At 66.2% G+C, this 17,941-nt stretch carries 17 protein-coding genes; 9 read left to right on the forward strand and 8 right to left on the reverse strand.

The annotated features are described in order from the left end of the window. Together BLQ85_RS08055 and BLQ85_RS08060 are read left to right on the forward strand one after the other, a co-directional pair. Nucleotides 1-999, forward strand: a complete 999-nt coding sequence (locus BLQ85_RS08055; protein WP_074575774.1) for a Bug family tripartite tricarboxylate transporter substrate binding protein — start codon at nucleotides 1-3, stop codon at nucleotides 997-999. An 11-nt stretch (nucleotides 1,000-1,010) separates the two neighbouring features. Next, nucleotides 1,011-2,528: an amidase gene (locus BLQ85_RS08060; RefSeq protein WP_074575775.1), complete on the forward strand. Its 1,518-nt coding sequence runs from the start codon at nucleotides 1,011-1,013 to the stop codon at nucleotides 2,526-2,528. Nucleotides 2,529-2,534: 6 nt separating this feature from the next. On the opposite strand, the gene BLQ85_RS08065 is transcribed toward BLQ85_RS08060, so the two are convergent. Further along, on the reverse strand, nucleotides 2,535-3,500 hold the full coding sequence (locus BLQ85_RS08065) for a hypothetical protein (RefSeq protein ID WP_074575776.1): 966 nt from the start codon (nucleotides 3,498-3,500) through the stop codon (nucleotides 2,535-2,537). Nucleotides 3,501-3,557: 57 nt separating this feature from the next. Further along, nucleotides 3,558-4,916: a glycerate kinase type-2 family protein gene (locus BLQ85_RS08070; protein WP_074575777.1), complete on the reverse strand. Its 1,359-nt coding sequence runs from the start codon at nucleotides 4,914-4,916 to the stop codon at nucleotides 3,558-3,560. 144 nt (nucleotides 4,917-5,060) lie between these two features. On the opposite strand from BLQ85_RS08070, the gene BLQ85_RS08075 reads away from it, so the two are divergent. After that, a complete protein-coding gene (locus BLQ85_RS08075) occupies nucleotides 5,061-5,393 on the forward strand; it encodes a DMT family transporter (RefSeq protein ID WP_074575778.1) in 333 nt (110 codons plus the stop codon). Between the two features lie 28 nt (nucleotides 5,394-5,421). Here the strand turns inward: BLQ85_RS08075 and BLQ85_RS08080 are convergent, their stop codons facing one another. Both BLQ85_RS08080 and BLQ85_RS08085 read right to left on the reverse strand, forming a co-directional pair. Continuing rightward, on the reverse strand, nucleotides 5,422-6,342 hold the full coding sequence (locus tag BLQ85_RS08080; RefSeq protein WP_074575877.1) for a Bug family tripartite tricarboxylate transporter substrate binding protein: 921 nt from the start codon (nucleotides 6,340-6,342) through the stop codon (nucleotides 5,422-5,424). Between the two features lie 117 nt (nucleotides 6,343-6,459). Further along, nucleotides 6,460-7,554 (reverse strand): tartrate dehydrogenase, encoded by a 1,095-nt coding sequence (locus BLQ85_RS08085; protein ID WP_074575779.1) that lies wholly within the window; start codon nucleotides 7,552-7,554, stop codon nucleotides 6,460-6,462. Nucleotides 7,555-7,647: 93 nt separating this feature from the next. On the opposite strand from BLQ85_RS08085, the gene BLQ85_RS08090 reads away from it, so the two are divergent. After that, a complete protein-coding gene (locus BLQ85_RS08090; RefSeq protein ID WP_074575780.1) occupies nucleotides 7,648-8,583 on the forward strand; it encodes a LysR family transcriptional regulator in 936 nt (311 codons plus the stop codon). 3 nt (nucleotides 8,584-8,586) lie between these two features. Here the strand turns inward: BLQ85_RS08090 and BLQ85_RS08095 are convergent, their stop codons facing one another. Beyond that, the gene (locus BLQ85_RS08095) at nucleotides 8,587-9,792 is read right to left on the reverse strand and encodes a urate hydroxylase PuuD (protein WP_074575781.1); all 1,206 of its coding nucleotides are present in this window, start codon (nucleotides 9,790-9,792) and stop codon (nucleotides 8,587-8,589) included. A gap of 206 nt (nucleotides 9,793-9,998) precedes the next feature. Then, entirely contained in the window at nucleotides 9,999-10,832 is an 834-nt protein-coding gene (xdhC, locus tag BLQ85_RS08100; protein WP_074575782.1) for a xanthine dehydrogenase accessory protein XdhC, read from the reverse strand. Between the two features lie 133 nt (nucleotides 10,833-10,965). On the opposite strand from xdhC, the gene BLQ85_RS08105 reads away from it, so the two are divergent. Next, nucleotides 10,966-11,502: a hypothetical protein gene (locus tag BLQ85_RS08105; protein ID WP_254779743.1), complete on the forward strand. Its 537-nt coding sequence runs from the start codon at nucleotides 10,966-10,968 to the stop codon at nucleotides 11,500-11,502. 151 nt (nucleotides 11,503-11,653) lie between these two features. On the opposite strand, the gene BLQ85_RS08110 is transcribed toward BLQ85_RS08105, so the two are convergent. Both BLQ85_RS08110 and uraH read right to left on the reverse strand, forming a co-directional pair. After that, nucleotides 11,654-12,661 carry a tripartite tricarboxylate transporter substrate binding protein gene (locus BLQ85_RS08110; protein ID WP_074575784.1) on the reverse strand — a complete coding sequence of 336 codons (1,008 nt, stop codon included), beginning with the start codon at nucleotides 12,659-12,661 and terminating at the stop codon, nucleotides 11,654-11,656. Nucleotides 12,662-12,764: 103 nt separating this feature from the next. Then, the gene (gene uraH, locus BLQ85_RS08115) at nucleotides 12,765-13,118 is read right to left on the reverse strand and encodes a hydroxyisourate hydrolase (RefSeq protein ID WP_074575785.1); all 354 of its coding nucleotides are present in this window, start codon (nucleotides 13,116-13,118) and stop codon (nucleotides 12,765-12,767) included. A gap of 70 nt (nucleotides 13,119-13,188) precedes the next feature. Here uraH and BLQ85_RS08120 point away from each other — a divergent pair, with 70 nt between their 5' ends. From BLQ85_RS08120 to BLQ85_RS08135, 4 genes are read left to right on the forward strand one after another with little or no spacing between them, the layout of a single operon-like run. Then, on the forward strand, nucleotides 13,189-13,848 hold the full coding sequence (locus BLQ85_RS08120) for a GntR family transcriptional regulator (protein ID WP_074575786.1): 660 nt from the start codon (nucleotides 13,189-13,191) through the stop codon (nucleotides 13,846-13,848). Continuing rightward, nucleotides 13,845-14,780: an allantoinase PuuE gene (gene puuE, locus BLQ85_RS08125; protein ID WP_074575787.1), complete on the forward strand. Its 936-nt coding sequence runs from the start codon at nucleotides 13,845-13,847 to the stop codon at nucleotides 14,778-14,780. The genes BLQ85_RS08120 and puuE overlap by 4 nt, the downstream gene beginning before the upstream one ends. 2 nt (nucleotides 14,781-14,782) lie before the next feature. Continuing rightward, nucleotides 14,783-16,549 carry a 2-oxo-4-hydroxy-4-carboxy-5-ureidoimidazoline decarboxylase gene (gene uraD, locus BLQ85_RS08130; RefSeq protein ID WP_074575788.1) on the forward strand — a complete coding sequence of 589 codons (1,767 nt, stop codon included), beginning with the start codon at nucleotides 14,783-14,785 and terminating at the stop codon, nucleotides 16,547-16,549. A 5-nt stretch (nucleotides 16,550-16,554) separates the two neighbouring features. Then, a complete protein-coding gene (locus BLQ85_RS08135; protein WP_074575789.1) occupies nucleotides 16,555-17,796 on the forward strand; it encodes a M20 family metallopeptidase in 1,242 nt (413 codons plus the stop codon). The last annotated feature ends 145 nt before the right edge of the window (nucleotides 17,797-17,941 follow it).

The following is a 17,941-nucleotide window of genomic DNA, read 5'->3' on the forward strand; positions in this document are numbered from 1 at the left end:
ATGGAACACATGTCATTCAATGCACTGCGCCGCACGCTGATTGCCGGCGGCGTCCTTTTCTGCGGGCTGGCAGCCGTGGGCGGGCCCGCCCACGCCGCCGACTTTCCGGAACGGCCTGTGACACTGGTCGCGCCCTTCCCGGCCGGCGGCGCGGCCGACGTGCTGGCGCGCATCCTGGGCAAGGCCCTGGGCGACCAGCTGGGCCAGCCCGTGGTGGTCGAGAACAAGCCGGGCGCCGGCACCGCCATAGGGGCGGCCGCGGTGGCAAGCGCCAAGCCCGACGGCTACACGCTGCTGGTGAGTTCCAACTCCACCTTTACGCTGAACCCTGCCCTGCAGCCCAAGCTGTCCTACGACCCGGCCAAGGGTTTTGACGCCATCGGCTTGGTGGGCTCGGTGGCGCTGGCGATGCTGGTGAACCCCTCGGTCACCGCCACCGACGTGCACCAGTTTGTGGCCGCCGCCAAGGCCAACCCGGACAAATACGTCTACGGCAGCTTCGGCAACGGCACCAGTTCCAATTTCGCCGGCGCGATGTTCAACACAGCCACCGGCCTGAAGATGACGCATGTGCCCTACAAGGGCTCCGGCCCGCTGATGACCGACCTGATGGGCGGGCAGATCCCGGTGTCTTTCGACACCGTGGTCGCCGCCTCGCAGCAGCTCAAGTCGGGCAAGATTCGCGTGCTGGCCGTGGCCATGAACAAGCGCTCGGCCCTGCTGCCGAATGTGCCGACCATGGCCGAAGCCGGCTATCCCACTGTCGACATGAACGCCTGGCTGGCCGTGGTGGCGCCCAAGGGCGTGCCGGCGCCCGTCAAGGCGCGGCTCGAGAAAGCGCTGGCCACGGTGATGGCCAACCCTGAGATCATCGACAAGCTCAAGGGTGCAGGTTTTGAGCCCGGCTATGCCGCGATTGCCGATTGGCCGGGCATGGTCACGGCCGAGATCGCGCGCATGAAGACGCTGGCCGAACGCTCGCAAATCAAAACCGACTGAACAAACACACCATGCCCTCCACGCTGCCCGACATCTCCGCCGTAGAACTCCGCCGCCTGATCGCCAGCCGACAGGTGTCGCCGGTAGAGTTGATGGACGCCTGTATCAGCCGCATCGAAAACCTCAACCCGGCCATCAACGCAATCTGCGCGACCGACTTCACGCGGGCGAGAGAAGCCGCGCGCGCGGCCGAGGCGCAGGTGATGCGCGGCGGCCCGCTGGGGCCGTTGCATGGGCTGCCGCTGGGCGTGAAGGACCTGCAGGACACCGCGGGCCTGCTGACCACTTACGGCAATGTGGGGCTGCGCGGCAATGTGCCGGCCAAGGACAACGCCCTCGTGGCCAAGCTGCGCGCGGCGGGCGCCATCGTCACGGCCAAAACCAATGTGCCCGACATGGGCGCGGGCGCCAACACCCGCAACCCGGTCTGGGGCGCGACCGGCAACCCCTTTAACCCCGCGCTCAATGCGGGCGGCTCCTCGGGCGGCTCGGCCGCGGCGCTGGCGGCCGGCATGCTGCCCATCTGCACCGGCTCGGACACCGGCGGCTCGCTGCGCATACCGGCCTCGCTGTGCGGTGTGGTCGGCCTGCGGCCCTCGCCCGGGCTGGTCGCCAATGACGCGCGGCCGCTGGGCTGGTCGGTCATTTCGGTGCTGGGGCCCATGGGCCGCAACGTGGCCGACACGGCGCTGCTGATGTCCGCCAGCGTGGGGGCCGATGCGCGCGACCCGTTGTCCTACCCGGTGGACGCCTCCGCCTTCTGGCCGCTCAAATCAGTGGACCTGTCCACGCTGCGCGTGGGTACGACGGAAGATTTCGGCATGTGCATCGTGGATCCCGAGATACGCCGCGTGTTTCGCCAGCGTGTGGAGGCCATACGCCCGCTGGTGGCCAGCTGCGAACCGGTGGACCTGCAGCTGGACGACGCCGACCGCGCCTTCGACACGCTGCGCGCCGAGAGTTTTGTCGCGGCCTTTGCCGACACCTACCGCAAGGCCCCGGAAACCCTGGGCCCGAATGTGCGCGACAACATGGAGATCGCCGCGGCCATCACGCTGGCCGACCGCGCCTGGGCGCACCTGGAGCAGACGCGCATCTCGCGCCGCTTCGCCAAAGCCTTCGAGCAGTACGACCTGATCCTCGCGCCGGTCACGCCGGTCACGCCCTTCCCCTGGACGGAGCTGTTCGCCGGCAATATCGACGGCCAGGCCATGCGCAACTACTACCACTGGCTGGGCCTGACCTATGTGGTGACGCTGGCCACCAACCCGGCGCTGGCCCTGCCCTGCGGCAAGGACGAGCACGGCATGCCCTTCGGCCTGCAGGTCATAGGGCGGCTGCATGGCGATGCGCAGCTGCTGGCCGCAAGCCAGGCGCTGGAACAGGTGTTTGCGGGCAGTGACAGCCTGCGCCGGCCTGTGCCCGACCTCCAGGCCTTGCAGGCAGCCAGGCCTGAGCTCAAGTCCATCGTGACGCATCCGCCCGAAATGGTGGGCGTCCAGGGTGGAGGCGGGCTGACGGCGGTCTGATGCCGCTCAAACGGCGCGGTTCAGGTCCACGTCCAGGCCCGCCCGCTTCATCTCGCGCGCCAGCAGCAGCTGCCACAAGCCTCCCTCGTCGACCGTCATGCTGGTCGCGCCCTTGAGGACATCCGGCAGGGTGTCGTCTCCGGACAGCAGGCAGGCAATACGGCTGCGGCCTAGCGCGGCCAGCATAAAGCCTATGGCCAGCATGGCCGCGGGCGAATCAGGTTTGTTGCCCGGCAGGAGCAGCACAAACCCCAAATTGCGCAGCCCCTCAAGCTGGTCGATGGAAACAGCGTCGAGTACCGCCGCCTCCAGGCCCAGCCGCTCCACGAACTCGCATGCATCGCCGACCGCATCGCCGCCCAGGCCCAGGATGGCCACACGGGTACCGGGCGCCGTGGCGGAAAAGGGAGAAGGGAATTCGGTCTTGGACATGGGAATCCTCTCTGGAGTGGACGATGAAGGCGCGGGGGCTGGTGCGGGTGGGCGCTCAGGCTCAGGGGGGGCTGATGCCGGCTCAGGCGGCGGTGGCGGTGGCGGTGGCGGTGCCGATACCGGCTCCGCCTCCCCAACCGGGGCCGCCTCCGGCGTGACGCTGGCCGAACCCTCAAGGCGCTCTGTCAGCAATTTTTTGGCTGCAGTCACGCGAACAGTGGCCAGGTCGACACCTTCCTTGACTTTTTGCTGGCGTTCGTCGTCCGAGAAGCGGTCACCAAAGGTTTTATCCAGCAGGAAATCCTGAATCGCAACGGCGAACTGCCGGTACTCGGGCGTACCCGCGCCAAAGCTGTCGGCCAAGGTGGTGTTGATTTTCTTTTGCAAGGACTCCACGCTCGAGTCCCAGTCCGTTTGCTTCACCGATACCTTGAAGGCCCTCAGTATCTTGAGCTGCCGGTTAACCTTTTCGATGGCGCTCTCGATCGCCGCCTTGTCGCGAGCGTCAAGGGATGGCGGTGTATTTTTGCCGTTGGACATGCAGACTCCTGATGCGAACCAGCCCACACTGTAGCGCCCCCGACAACATACCTCTGGTTACAGCACCAGCAATGCCCTGAAGTCGTTGACGTTGGTGTGCGTGGGTCCGGTGATCACCAGGCCGCCCAGCGGCTCGAAATAGCCATAGGCGTCGTTGCGGTCCAGGTACTGGTCTATCTTCATGCCTTTGGCCAGCGCGCGCTGCAAGGTGTCGGGCGCCACAAAGGCGCCGGCATTGTCTTCCACGCCGTCTATGCCGTCGGTATCAGCCGCCAGCGCATACACACCGGGCTGCCCTTGCAGGGCGAGTGCCAGGCCCAGGCAGAACTCGCCGGCGCGGCCGCCTCTTCCACGTTGTTCGCGTGGCGTGCCCTCGGCCTGCTTCTTGACCGTGACCGTGGTCTCGCCGCCGCTCAAAATCACGCAGGGCCTGCTGAAAGGCTGGCCCTTGAGCGCCACGGCGCGCGCCAGGGCCGCATGCACCTTGCCGACCTCGCGCGATTCGCCTTCCATCTCGTCGCTCAGGATGTAGGCCTGCAGGCCGGCTGCGCGCGCCACGGCGGCGGCGGCTTCCAGCGACTGCTGGGGCGTGGCGATCATGTGCACTTCATGACCTTTGAAGACCGCGTTGCCGGGCTTGGGGGTTTCCAGCGCGCCCTGCTCAAGCAAGCTCATGATGGCGCCGGGCACTTCGATGCCGTAGCGCTGCAAAATCGCCACCGCCTCGGCGCAGCTGGTCGCGTCGGGCACGGTGGGGCCGCTGGCGATGATGGACGGGTCGTCCCCCGGCACGTCGCTGATGGTGAGCGTCACCACGCGCGCCGGCGCGCAGGCCGCGGCCAGGCGCCCGCCCTTGATGCGCGAGAGGTGCTTGCGCACGCAGTTCATCTCGGAAATATTCGCGCCGCTGTTGAGCAGCGCCTTGTTGATGCGCTGCTTGTCTTCCAGCGTCAGGCCTTCGGCCGGCAGGGTCAGCAAGGCCGAGCCACCGCCCGAGATCAGGCACAGCACCAGGTCGTTTTCGGTCAGGCCCTGCACCATGGCCAGGATGCGCTGGGCGGCCGCCAGGCCGGCCGCGTCAGGCACCGGGTGGGCGGCCTCGACGATCTCTATGCGCTGCTTCAGGCCCTCGGGCCGCGGCGGGATGTGGTGGTAGCGCGTGACGACCAGGCCTTCGAGCGGCGCGTCGGCCGGCCACAAGGCCTCGACCGCCTGCGCCATGGAGCCGCCGGCCTTGCCCGCGCCTATCACGATGGTGCGGCCGCCGCTGGCTTGGGTGGGCGGCTGGGGCAGGTAGCGCGCGGTGTTCTCCAGCGGCAGCGCGCGCGTGACGGCGGCGCGGTACAGGTGCTCGAGGAACTCGCGCGGCTGGCGGGCGGCGTCGGGAATCGTGTGGGGTGTCTTGGCTGCGGTCATTGAAAGGTCTCCACCCTCGATTGTGCCGTGGTAACCGGGCAGTAACCCGGCAAACCCACGGGGTTTGGGGGATAGGGCCAAAACACGCGCTGCCTAGAATGGTTCTTCACCCATTCACCCACCGAAGAAGAAAGCAGACACCGCATGAACGCCTACCTCGCCCTGGGCATTGCCATCGTTGCCGAAGTCATCGCCACCACGGCGCTCAAGTCCAGCGAGAGCTTCACCCGGCTCGTGCCATCGCTGATCAGCATCGCGGGCTACGGCGTGGCGCTGTACCTGCTCACGGTCACCATGAAGTCCATCCCCACCGGGGTGACCTATGCCATCTGGTCGGGCCTGGGCATTGTGCTGATCAGCATCGCCGGCTTTTTTGTCCACCACCAGAAGATAGACCTCTGGGGCATGGTCGGCATGGCGCTGATCATCGCGGGGGTGGTGGTGCTCAACCTGTTTTCGAAATCAACCACGGCGTGACGGGGGCCGGCACGCCGGCCCTTGCGCCCTACTCAATCGCGACCTTGGCGTCTTTCACCAGCCTGGCGAAACGCTCCGTGTCTTCCGCGATCTGCCGCGCCATCTGCTCGGGCGTGTTGCCCACGGGCTCGGCGCCTATATCGTCCATCTTCTTGCGAAACTCCGGCGAGTTGACGATCCTGGCCAGCTCGGTACTCAGGCGCGCCACGATGTCCCTGGGGGTGGCCGCCGGCGCCAGCACCCCGAACCAGGTGCCGAGGTTAAAACCCTTGAGGCCGGCTTCGTCCAGCGTGGGCACATCGGGCAAGGCCGCAGACCGTTTGTTGGTCGTCACGGCCAGCGCGCGCAGCTTGCCTGCCTTGATGTGCGGCAGCACCGGCGTGATGGTGTCAAAGGACATGGTGATCTGCCCGCCCAGCAGATCGGTGGTGAGCGGCCCGCTGCCCTTGTAAGGCACGTGCAGCATCTGCACGCCGCCCATGCTTTCAAACTGCGCCCCTATGAGGTGCTGGCCCGTGCCGTTGCCGTTGGAGCCGTAAGTCAGCTTGCCGGGTTCCGCCTTGGCCAGTGCCAGGAGTTCCTTCACGTTCTTCGCCGGGACCGCCGGGTTCACCACCAGCACATTGGGCACCAGCGCCACGGTGCTGACGGGCGCAAAATCCTTCTGGAAGTCGTAAGGCAGTTTTTTGTAGACGCTGGTGGCGATGGTGTGGTGTACCGCGCCCATCAGCAAGGTGTAGCCGTCGGCTTTGGACTTGGCCACAAAATCCGCACCCAGCGTCGCGCCGGCGCCGGGACGGCTTTCCACCACCACGGGCTGGCCCAGGCTTTTCGACAGCTCCAGCCCCACGGCGCGTGCCAGCACGTCCGTCGTGCCGCCCGCCGGGAAAGGCACGATGAGGCTGATGGGCCGCGCGGGCCAGGCCTGCGCAAAAGCCGGGGCGCCCATCAAGCCCGTCGCCGCCACGGCACCCAGGGCCAGTGCGTGCACCAGCCTTAAAGCGTACCCGCCGCGCCCTTGTTCTTGTGATCGCATGTCTTGTCTCCTTTTGTAGGTTTTCTGGAATCAGGCCGCCGCGGCCACGGGCCTGGCGGTGTCGGCAAAGCAGTTGCAGACCGCTTTGGTGACCTGCGCCGTGGTGGCCTGGCCGCCCAGGTCGCGCGTGTGCAGGGAGGCGTTGGCCGTCACCGCTTCGATGGCCTGCATCAGCTGGCCGGCGGCGGTGTGCTCGCCAAGGTGCTCGAGCAGCATCACGCAGCTCCAGAAAGTGCCGACCGGATTGGCCAGGCCCTTGCCCATGATGTCGAAGGCCGAACCGTGGATGGGCTCGAACATGCTGGGGTAGCGGCGCTCGGGGTCGATGTTGCCGGTGGGCGCGATGCCCAGGCTGCCGGCCAGCGCGGCGGCCAGGTCGCTCAGGATGTCGGCGTGCAGGTTGGTGGCGACCACGGTGTCCAGCGAAGCCGGGCGGTTCACCATGCGGGCCGTGCAGGCGTCGACCAGTTCCTTGTCCCAGCTGACGTCGGGGAACTCCTTGCTGATTTGCAGCGCGATCTCGTCCCACATCACCATGGCGTGGCGCTGCGCGTTGGACTTGGTCACCACGGTGAGCAGCTTGCGCGGGCGCGACTGCGCCAGCCTGAAGGCGTAGCGCATGATGCGCTCGACGCCGGCGCGCGTCATCATCGAGACATCGGTCGCCACCTCGATCGGGTGGCCCTGGTGGGCCCGCCCGCCCACGCCCGCATACTCGCCCTCGGAGTTTTCGCGCACGATGACCCAGTTGAGCTGCTCGGGCGTGCAGCGCTTGAGCGGCGCGTCTATGCCCGGCAGTATGCGTGTGGGCCGCACATTGGCGTACTGGTCAAAGCCCTGGCAGATTTTCAGGCGCAGGCCCCAGAGCGTGATGTGGTCGGGAATGTGCGGGTCGCCGGCCGAGCCGAACAGGATGGCGTCCTTGTCGCGCAGCTCGTCCAGCCCCTTGTCGGGCATCATGACGCCGTGCTCGCGGTACCAGTCGCCGCCCCAGCCGTAGGACGTGAACTCAAAGCGAAAATTGGCTTGCGTGGCGGCCAGGGCCTGCAGCACCTGCTGGCCGGCCGGAACGACTTCCTTGCCGATACCGTCGCCGGGGATGCAGGCGATCTTGTAAGTCTTCATGAAAATTCCTCGGGTTGTGAGGCGTCCAATGTAGCGATTGGCGGCAACAACAAAATCACGTAAAGTGAGTCCATTATTAACTTCAGGTTACGAATGACTCCGTCCAACCCAGCCCCTTCCGAGATGGCTTTTTTCAGCCTGCTGGCGCGCTACGGCAGCCTGTCGGCCACGGCGCGCGAGCTGGGCGTCAGCACGGCGGCGGTCAGCAAGCGGCTGGCGCAGATGGAGGCCCGCCTGGGCGTGCAATTGCTCAACCGCACGACGCGGCGCGCCAGCCTCACGCAGGAAGGCGAGATTTACCTCACGCACGCGCGCCGCATCCTGGCCGACATCGACGACATGGAGCAGCAGGTCTCCAGCGCCGTGGCGGCGCCCAAGGGCCTGCTGCGCGTGAACGCCACCCTGGGCTTTGGCCGCAGCCACGTGGCGCCGTTGATCTCGCGTTTTGTCAAAGCCCACCCCGAGATGGAGGTGCAGCTGCAGCTCACCGTCAACCCGCCGCCGCTGACCGAGGACGCCTTTGACGTCTGCATACGCTTTGGCGAGCCGCCCGACGCGCGTGTGGTGGCGCGTTTGATCGCGCCGAACCGCCGCCTGCTCTGCGCCTCACCGGCCTACCTGGCGCGCCACGGCACACCCAAGGTGCCGCACGACCTGGCGCGGCACAACTGCATAGGCATACGCCAGGGCGACGAGGCCTACGGCATCTGGCGTCTGGCGTCGGGCAAACACACGCAGGCCGTCAAGGTGCATGGAAACCTCAGCACCAGCGACGGCGAGATCGCGGTGAACTGGGCGCTGGACGGCCACGGCATCCTGATGCGCGCCGAGTGGGACATCGCCAAATACCTGCGCAGCGGCAGGCTGGTGCAGGTGCTGGAGAACTACCGCACGCCGGCGGCCGACATCCATGCGGTCTACCCGGCCCGCCACCAGCATTCGGCCCGGGTCAAGGCTTTTGTGGATTTCCTGGCGCGGCATTTTGAGAAGCCGTCCACACGGGCCGCGGGGCTGGCGATTGACTGGTAGCCGCTACTCAGTCTTCGCGCCCGCGTCGAACCAGTTTTTGATCACCTGCCGCTCCGCCTCGGTGATGCCGGTCGCGTTGTTCATGGGCATGAGCCGCGTGACCACGGCCTGCTGGTAGACCTGCGACGCATGTTGCTTGAGGGCCGCGGGTGAATCCAGGCGCACATTCTTCATCTGCACCTGCTCGCCATGGCACTGGTAGCAGCGCAAGGCCAGTATGGCTTGCACTTTGTCATAGCCGGCGCTGGATGAAATGGCGGCCGGCGCTGCCGCAGCCGTGGGCGCCGGTTTCATCCAGACGATCACGCCGATGATGGCCGCCACGCCCGCCAGCGCATAACCCAGCGGGTGCCGGTTGCGGCCCAGCTTGTAGCCGTGGCGCAGCACAAAAAACTGGCGTATCGCCGCGCCGGCCAGCATCATCAAAATCAGCACCAGCCAGTTCTGCGGATGGCTCCAGGTGAAGCTGTAATGGTTGCTCAGCATGGCGAACAGCACCGGCAGCGTAAAGTAGGTGTTGTGCACGCTGCGCTGCTTGCCGCGCTGGCCGTGCACCGGGTCCACAGGCTCACCGGCCTTGATCGCGGCCACCACCTTGCGCTGGCCGGGGATGATCCAGAAAAACACATTGGCGCTCATGGCGGTGGCCATCATGGCGCCCACCAGCAAAAAGGCCGCGCGGCCGGCAAACCAGTGGCAGGCCAGCCAGGAGGCAATGCAGACCAGCACCGCGACCAGCGCGCCGACGATGGTGTCTCCATTCTTGCCCTTGCCGAAAAGCTGGCAGATGCCGTCGTAAAGCATCCAGAACACCACGAAGAAAGACAGCGCGACGCCGGCCGCCGCGCCCGGCGACCAGTTCATCAGCGATTTGTCGACCAGGTAGGTGCCGGCGTGCCAGAGGTAGGACACTGTGAACAGCGCAAAGCCCGACAGCCAGGTGCTGTAGCTTTCCCAGTAAAACCAGTGCAGGTGGGCCGGCAGCTGCGGCGGCTTGACCGCGAATTTGACGGGGTGGTAAAAACCGCCGCCGTGCACGGCCCAGAGCTCGCCGCTGACGCCCTGCTTCTTCAAGTCCTCATCCACGGGCGGCGTGAGGCTGCTGTCGAGGAAGACGAAGTAGAACGAGGAACCGACCCAGGCGATGGCGGTGATGACGTGGACCCAGCGCAGCAGCAGGTTGGCCCAGTCCAGGAGGTAGCTTTCCATATCTCTCTTAACCCTTGCGGCGCCCAGGCGGCACCGCGCTCAGCCTGCTCACCACTGCGGGCGCTGTAAGCAGAAAAGGGTCACGAACAAGAGAAACGGGGCTTTGTATTTGATGCCCTGATTCCCGGCTCCGCTGCGACCTGGTGTGGCGAGTTTATAGTTTTTGTACTCTTTGTAGCAACAAGTGGCCGGCGCAATTCACGTTTTCAAAGGCTTTGGGCTTGAAGCAACTGGGCGGCCACGGCCACTGCGATGACCTCGGGCTCCTTGCCCGTGATACCTGGCACGCCTATGGGGCAAGTGACGTGCGCGAGTTCGGCCGCCGTAAAGCCCCTGGCCTCCAGCCGGTGGCGAAAGGCCGCCCACTTGCTCTTGCTGCCTATCAGGCCTATGTAAGGCAGGTCGCCCTGCTCGCGCTGGCGCTTCAGGCAGGCGGCCAGCACGTCCAGGTCTTCGGCGTGGCTGAAGCTCATGATCAGCACACGCGACTGCGGCGCCAGGCCGGGCACGGCGGCCTGCACCGGATCGGAGTGTTCGCAGCTCACGCGCGGCGCCGCGCTGTCCGGAAATATGCCATCACGGCTGTCTATCCAGCTCAATTCAAACGGTAAAGGCGCGAGCACCCGCACGAGTGCATGGCCCACATGGCCGCCGCCGAACAGCGCCACCGGCGTGGGCCGCGACGAACCCAGCCGCTGCGCCAGCGCCGCCGCATCGCCGGCCTGTACCGGCTCAAAGCGCAGCTGCACCACACCACCGCAGCACTGGCCCAGCGAAGGGCCCAGCGCCACGCGCAGCAGCGCGCCGGCATCGGCCGGGCCATCGCCGCCGAGCAGCGCGCGGGCCCGCGCGATGGCGTCGTATTCCAGGTGGCCGCCGCCTATGGTGCCCACGATGGCGTCGGCGAACACCGCCATCCAGGTGCCCGCCTCGCGCGGGACCGAGCCCTGGGTTTGGGCCACCTGCACCAGCACCGCTGGCGATGAAGCCAGGCGGGCCAGCAGGGACTCCAGTAACAAATCGGTGTTGCGGGAAACCATTGGTGACGTGTTTGCGCTGTAAGCGGATGAAATAGTGGGCTAAATTAGACCTTAGCACCACCCGGGCAGCGCGCGCTTCGCAAGCGTGATGACGGGTATATGCAAAACACCATGAACCGCCGAAAGGCAAACCATGACAACACCCGAAATGCCTTCATCTTCCTCCCCCGCCCCGCGCCGCTTCTGGCTGGTGGCCCTGCTGTCCGGCGTTGCGGCCGCCGTGGTCAGCGCCTGCAAGACGGCCCCCGAGGCCACGCCCGCCGCCCCTGCTGCGGCACCCGACTCACCGGTCATTGGGCCTGTCGCGGGCCCGAAAGGCTCGGCCAGAAGCTCAGGGGCGACCACACCACGCGCTTACCGCGAAGACGGCGCCACGCATATTTACGGCCTCAATCACGAGCGCGTCTACAAAGGCCGCATGCCACCGCTGCTGTACGCGGTGGGCGTGCTCAATGTGGAAATCGACCGCGCCGGCCGCGTGACCCGCCTGGACTGGATGCGCGCCCCGCGCCACGCCCCCGAAGTGATGGCGGAAATCACCAAGATGATCCAGGAAGCCTCGCCCTTCCCGGCGCCCACGCGCATGGGCAAGGTGGTCTATACCGACACCTGGCTGTGGCACAAGAGCGGGAAGTTCCAGCTGGACACGCTCACTGAAGGACAAGATTAGGGCCCCCACGGTCGCTCACTGCGTGTAGCTCCCTGCCCCCCGAGGGGGCCGCCCGCCTGCGGCCCGGCGAAGCCGGTTCCGCGGCTCATGCTGGCCTTAGACGGCTCGCTTCGCATCGCTTTGCCGCAGTCCCCCATCTGGGACCGGCCCTTTATTCAATCTGGAGGTTCTGGGTTTTGACGACATTGCGCCAGGCACGGTAGTCGGCTTCAATGAAGTGGCCCAGCAGCGCGGGGGAGCCTGGTGCGGCTTCGACGGCGTCGGCCTTGAAGCGGGCGACCACCTCCGGCATGAGCACCACCTTGTTGATGGCGGCGTTGAGGGTGTTGACGATGGCCGGCGGGGTGCCAGTGGGCGCCATGAGCGCAAAGTAGTTGACCACGTCGATGCCGGGCAGACCGGCTTCGGCCATGCTGGGCACATCGGGCAGGGCGCTGGAGCGTTTGGCGCTGGTGACGGCCAGCGGCTTGACGCTACCGTTCTTGATGAAGGGCAGCAGCGCCGGGATGGTGCCGGTGACGAGGTGGATCTGTCCGCCGATCATGTCCATGGTGGCGGGCGCCACGCCGCGATAAGGGATGTGGGTGATGAAGGTGCCGGTGCGGGCCTTGAGCAGCTCCAGCACCAGGTGGTTGACGCCGCCCGCGCCGGCCGAGCCGTAATTGAGCGCGCCCGGCTTTTGTTTGGCCAGGCTCACCAGTTCTTTCATGTTGCTGGCCGGCAGCTTGGTGTTGGCGGCCCAGACCAGCGGGCCGCTGGCGATCATGCCGACCGGCGTGAAGTGGCGCAGCGGGTCGTAGTTGGCGCTGGGCAGCGAGGCCGCCACCGTGGTGAAAGGCGAGGCCACCAGCAGCAGGGTGTAGCCGTCGGCCGGCGACTGCGCCACGAACTGCGTGCCTATCGCGCCCGAAGCGCCGGCGCGGTTGTCGACCACAAAGGTGGCGTTCAGCACCTCACCGAGTTTTTGCGCGACCAGCCGCCCCATGGCGTCGGTGCCGGCGCCGGGCGCGAAGGGCACGACGATCTTGACGGGGCGATCCGGGTAAACGCCGGAAGGGCCTTGCGCCATGGCGGCGGGAAGCGCCAGGCTGGCGGCGGTGCCTGCGGACAGCAGCAGGGCTTGGCGGCGGCTCAGGGCGCCCATTGGCTTGACATTCATGCGGGAAAGGGAAGAAGTGATCAAAACCATTGATTGTCGCCGCGCCGCATGACGCGGGGATGACACGGCGGCGACCGTGCCTTCCGTGCTTTCCCTTACCTTATTAACTGCCGCGGTAAGTCGAGTAGCTCCAGGGACTGACCAGCAGGGGCACGTGGTAATGGCTGCCGGTATCGGCCACGCCAAAGTCCAGGCTGACCTGGTCCAGGAAGGCCGGCTCGGGCAGCACCACGCCGCGCGCCTTGAAATAGGCCGCGACCTCAAACACCAGGCGGTAAGTGCCCGCTTTCAGGCTGGCGTTGTCGTAAAGCGGCCCGTCCGGGTTGCGGCCGTCGGCGTTCAGGGTGAAGGTTTTTACCAGCGCGGCCTGCCCGCCCTGCGTGGTGAACAGCGACACCTTCATGCCGCCCGCGGGCACGCCGTGCATGGTGTCCAGTACATGTGTGCTCAAGCCCATGGCAGTCCCTTTGTGATTTCGGTTTACCAAAAGTGTATACAGTTTTTGAATATGCGGCTATCATGGCCCGATGGAATCATCCACCACCCATGCCATCGTCGAGGCGCTGACCAAGGCCATTGTGGAGCACAGGCTGCACCCGGGCACCAAGCTGGCGGAGCAAAAACTCGCCGACCATTTCGGCGTTTCGCGCACGCTGGTGCGGCAGGCGCTGTTCCAGTTGTCGAAAAACCGGCTGATACGCCTGGAGCCGGCGCGCGGCGCCTTTGTGGCGGCGCCCTCGGCGATGGAGGCGCGCCAGGTGTTCGCGGTGCGCCGCATGCTGGAAGCCGAAATGACGCGCGCTTTTGTGCGCGAGGTCACGCCCGCCAAGATCAAGGCGCTCAAGGAACATGTGGCGCGCGAGAAATCCGCGCTGGACGACGTGCCCGGCCGCACCGAGCTGCTGGGCGACTTCCATGTGCGCATGGCCGAACTCATGGGCAACGAGGTGCTGGCGCAAATGCTGGGCGAGCTGATCTCGCGCTGCGCGCTGATCACCCTGATGTACCAGACGGCCACCGCCGCCGAGCACTCCAACGACGAACACGCCGAAATCGTCAAGGCCCTGGCCGCCAGGGACGAAGCCCTGGCCGTGCGCCTGATGACCGAACACCTGCTGCACGTCGAGGAAAACCTGGCCTTCGACCGCAAGGTGCCGACCAACGATATTTCCATGGCGCTGTCATGAGTACAAACTACCCAAGAGATTTGATTGGCTACGGCCGCAACCCGCCGCACGCGCAGTGGCCCGGCCAGGCCCGCATCGCCGTGCAGTTTGTGCTCAATTACGAAGAAGGCGGCGAGAACTCGGTGCTGCACGGCGACGCCGGCTCCGAGCAATTCCTCTCCGAGATGGCCAACCCGCCCAGCTACGCCGACCGCCACCTGAGCATGGAAGGCATTTACGAGTACGGATCGCGCGTGGGCGTGTGGCGCATCCTGCGCGAATTTGAAAAGCGCGGCTTGCCGCTGACCGTCTTCGGCGTCGGCATGGCCTTGCAGCGCCACCCCGAGGTCGCCGCGGCCTTCACCGAACTGGGCCATGAAATCGCCTGCCACGGCTGGCGCTGGATCAACTACCAGCAGATCGACGAAGCCACGGAACGCGAACACATGCGCATAGGCCTGGACGCGATTGAAAAACTCACCGGCACGCGTCCGCTGGGCTGGTACACCGGCCGCGACAGCCCCAACACGCGCCGGCTGGTGGCCGACGACGGCCGGCTTGAATACGACAGCGACTACTACGGCGACGACCTGCCCTTCTGGACCGAGGTCAGGCGCACCGACGGCGCCGTCGTGCCCCGCCTGGTCGTGCCCTACACGCTGGACACCAACGACATGCGTTTTGCCCTGCCCCAGGGTTTTGCGCAGGCCGAGGACTTTTTCATCTACCTACGCGACAGCTTTGACGCGCTGTACGCCGAAGGCGACACGTCGCCCAAGATGCTCAGCATAGGCATGCATTGCCGCCTGCTGGGCCGGCCCGGCCGCATCGTCGCGTTGCAGCGTTTCCTGGACCACGTGCAAAAGCACGACCGCGTCTGGGTCTGCCGCCGCCTCGACATCGCCCGCCACTGGCAGGCCAACCACCCTTACATGCCCCGGCAGGAAAGCTGAACATGGCCATCACCCTTGAACAGGTCAACACCGCGCCGCGCGAACAGGCGCTGCAACTGCTGGACGGGCTTTACGAGCACTCTCCCTGGGTGGCCGAAAAAGCGCTGGATGCCCGCCCCTTCCGCTCGCTGGCGCATCTCAAGCACGCGATGGCCCAGGTGCTGCGCCAAGCCGGCGGGGACGCACAGGTCAAGCTCATACAAGCCCACCCCGAGCTGGCCGGCAAGGCCATGGTGAGCAAAAGCCTCACGGCCGAATCCGCGAACGAACAGGGCAAGGCCGGACTCGCCGACTGCACGCCCGAAGAATTCGCCACGCTGCAAAAGCTCAATGCCGACTACAACACCAAGTTCGGTTTTCCTTTCATCCTCGCGGTGCGCGGCCCGCGCGGCACCGGCCTGAGCCGACAGCAGATCATCGACACCTTCGCGCGCCGCCTGCTCAACCACCCCGACTTCGAGCTGCAGGAAAACCTGCGCAACATCCACCGCGTGGTGGAGCTCAGGCTCAATGACAAGTTCGCCGCCGCACCCACGCTGGGCAACGATGTCTGGGACTGGCACGAGGCCCTGTCGCAGTACAGCGACCCGGGCTACCTCGAAAAAGGCCAGCTCACGGTGACCTACCTGACCGACGCGCACCGCGCCTGCGCGGCCTACATCAGCCGCACCATGCGCGATTGCGGCTTTGACGACGTGAGCATCGATGCGGTGGGCAATGTGGTGGGCGTTTACAAGGCCTCGGCGCCGGGCGCCAAGACCCTGCTGACCGGCAGCCACTACGACACCGTGCGCAACGGCGGCAAATACGACGGCCGGCTCGGCATCTTCGCGCCCATGGCCTGTGTGCGCGAGTTGCACCGCCAGGGCAAGCGCCTGCCTTTCAACATCGAGGTCGTGGGTTTTGCCGAAGAGGAAGGCCAGCGCTACAAGGCGACCTTCCTCGGTTCGGGCGCGCTGATAGGCGACTTCAAGCCCGAGTGGCTGGAGCAGAAGGACGCCGACGGCATCACCATGCGCGAAGCCATGCTGAACGCCGGCCTGAAGCCGGAAGACATCATCAAGATCAAACGCCGGGCCGAGGACTACCTCGGCTTTGTCGAAGTCCACATTGAACAAGGCCCGGTGCTCAACGAGCTGGACTTGCCGCTGGGCATCGTCACCTCCATCAACGGCAATGTGCGCTACCTCTGCGAGATCACCGGCATGGCCAGCCACGCCGGCACCACGCCCATGAACCGCCGCCGCGACGCGGCCGCTGCCGCTGCCGAACTGCTGCTGTATGTGGAGCGCCGCGCGGCGCAGGACGGCGACTCCGTCGGCACCGTGGGCATGCTGCAGGTGCCCAGCGGCTCCATCAACGTGGTGCCGGGGCGCTGCCTGTTCTCGCTGGACATGCGCGCGCCCGTCGACGCGCAGCGCGACGCGCTGGTGGCCGACGTGCTGGCCGAACTCAAGGCGATTTGCGAACGCCGCGGCGTGCATTTCACGACCGAGCTGACCGAACGCGCCGCCGCCGCGCCCAGCGCGCCGGCCTGGCAGCAGCGCTGGGAGCGCGCCGTCGGCTCGCTGGGCGTGCCGCTGCATGCCATGCCCAGCGGCGCCGGCCACGACGCCATGAAGCTGCACAAGGTGATGCCGCAAGCCATGCTGTTTGTGCGCGGCCAGAACTCCGGCATCAGCCACAACCCGCTGGAAAGCAGCACCAGCGACGACATCGAGCTTGCGATCCAGGCTTTCACCCATCTGCTCACCCATCTCGCCCCCTGACCACCATGACCTTTTCCACAGATTACGCCCGGCTCGACAGCTGGATAGATGCCCACTTCGACGAGGAAACCGCTTTCCTGCAGCAGCTCATACGCGTGCCCACCGACACGCCGCCGGGCAACAACGCGCCGCATGCCGAGCGCACCGCCGAACTCATCAAGGCCTTCGGTTTCGAAGCCGAGAAACACCCGGTGCCCGAAGCCGAAGTGCGCGGTTACGGCATGGAGTCCATCACCAACCTGATCGTGCGGCGCCAGTACGGCGGCAAGGGCGAGGGAAAAACCATTGCCTTGAACGCCCACGGCGACGTGGTGCCGCCCGGCGAGGGCTGGACCAAAGACCCCTATGGCGGCGACATCGTGGACGGCAAGATCTACGGCCGCGCCTCCGCCGTCAGCAAATGCGATTTCGCGAGCTTCACCTTCGCGGTGCGCGCGCTTGAAGCGCTGGGCGCGCCGCTCAAGGGCGCTATCGAACTGCACTTCACCTACGACGAGGAATTCGGCGGCGAGATGGGCCCGGGCTGGCTGCTCAAAAATGGCCTCACAAAACCCGACCTGCTGATCGCGGCCGGCTTCTCTTACGAAGTCGTCACCGCCCACAACGGCTGCCTGCAGATGGAAGTCACGGTGCACGGCAAGATGGCGCATGCCGCGATTCCCGACACCGGCGTCGACGCGCTGCAGGGCGCGGTGCACATCCTCAACGCGCTCTATGCGCAGAACGCGCTCTACCAGCAGGTGACGTCCAAGGTCGAGGGCATCAAGCACCCCTACCTCAACGTGGGCCGCATCGAAGGCGGCACCAATACCAATGTGGTGCCCGGCAAGGTGATATTCAAGCTGGACCGCCGCATGATCCCCGAAGAGAACCCCGCCGAGGTCGAAGCCAACATCCGCCAGGTGATCGCCGACGCGGCGGCCAGCCGCAAGGGCATCACGGTGGACATCAAGCGCCTGCTGCTGGCCAACTCCATGCGGCCGCTGCCCGGCAACAAGCCGCTGGTCGAGGCCATCCAGAAGCACGGCGAGGCGCTGTTCGGCCAGAAGATCCCGGCCATGGGCACGCCGCTGTACACCGACGTGCGCCTTTATGCCGAAGCCGGCATCCCGGGCGTGATCTACGGCGCCGGCCCGCGCACCGTGCTCGAGTCACACGCCAAGCGCGCCGACGAGCGCCTGGAGCTGGAAGACCTGCGCCGCGCCACCAAGGTGATTGCCCGCACCTTGCGCGACCTGCTGGCCTGAGCCAGGCCGCCCCGTCCCCTTAAAACACCCGCCACGGCGGGTGTTTTGCTTTATGGCACCTGCGCGAACGGTTGCGTCAGTGTTGACCGAATCAGCTGGAATCGCCCGGGATAACCCTGTGGTAGCGCCAAAACTACTTGTCTAC

Source organism: Polaromonas sp. JS666 (genome assembly GCF_900103405.1).
Taxonomy (GTDB): domain Bacteria; phylum Pseudomonadota; class Gammaproteobacteria; order Burkholderiales; family Burkholderiaceae_C; genus Polaromonas.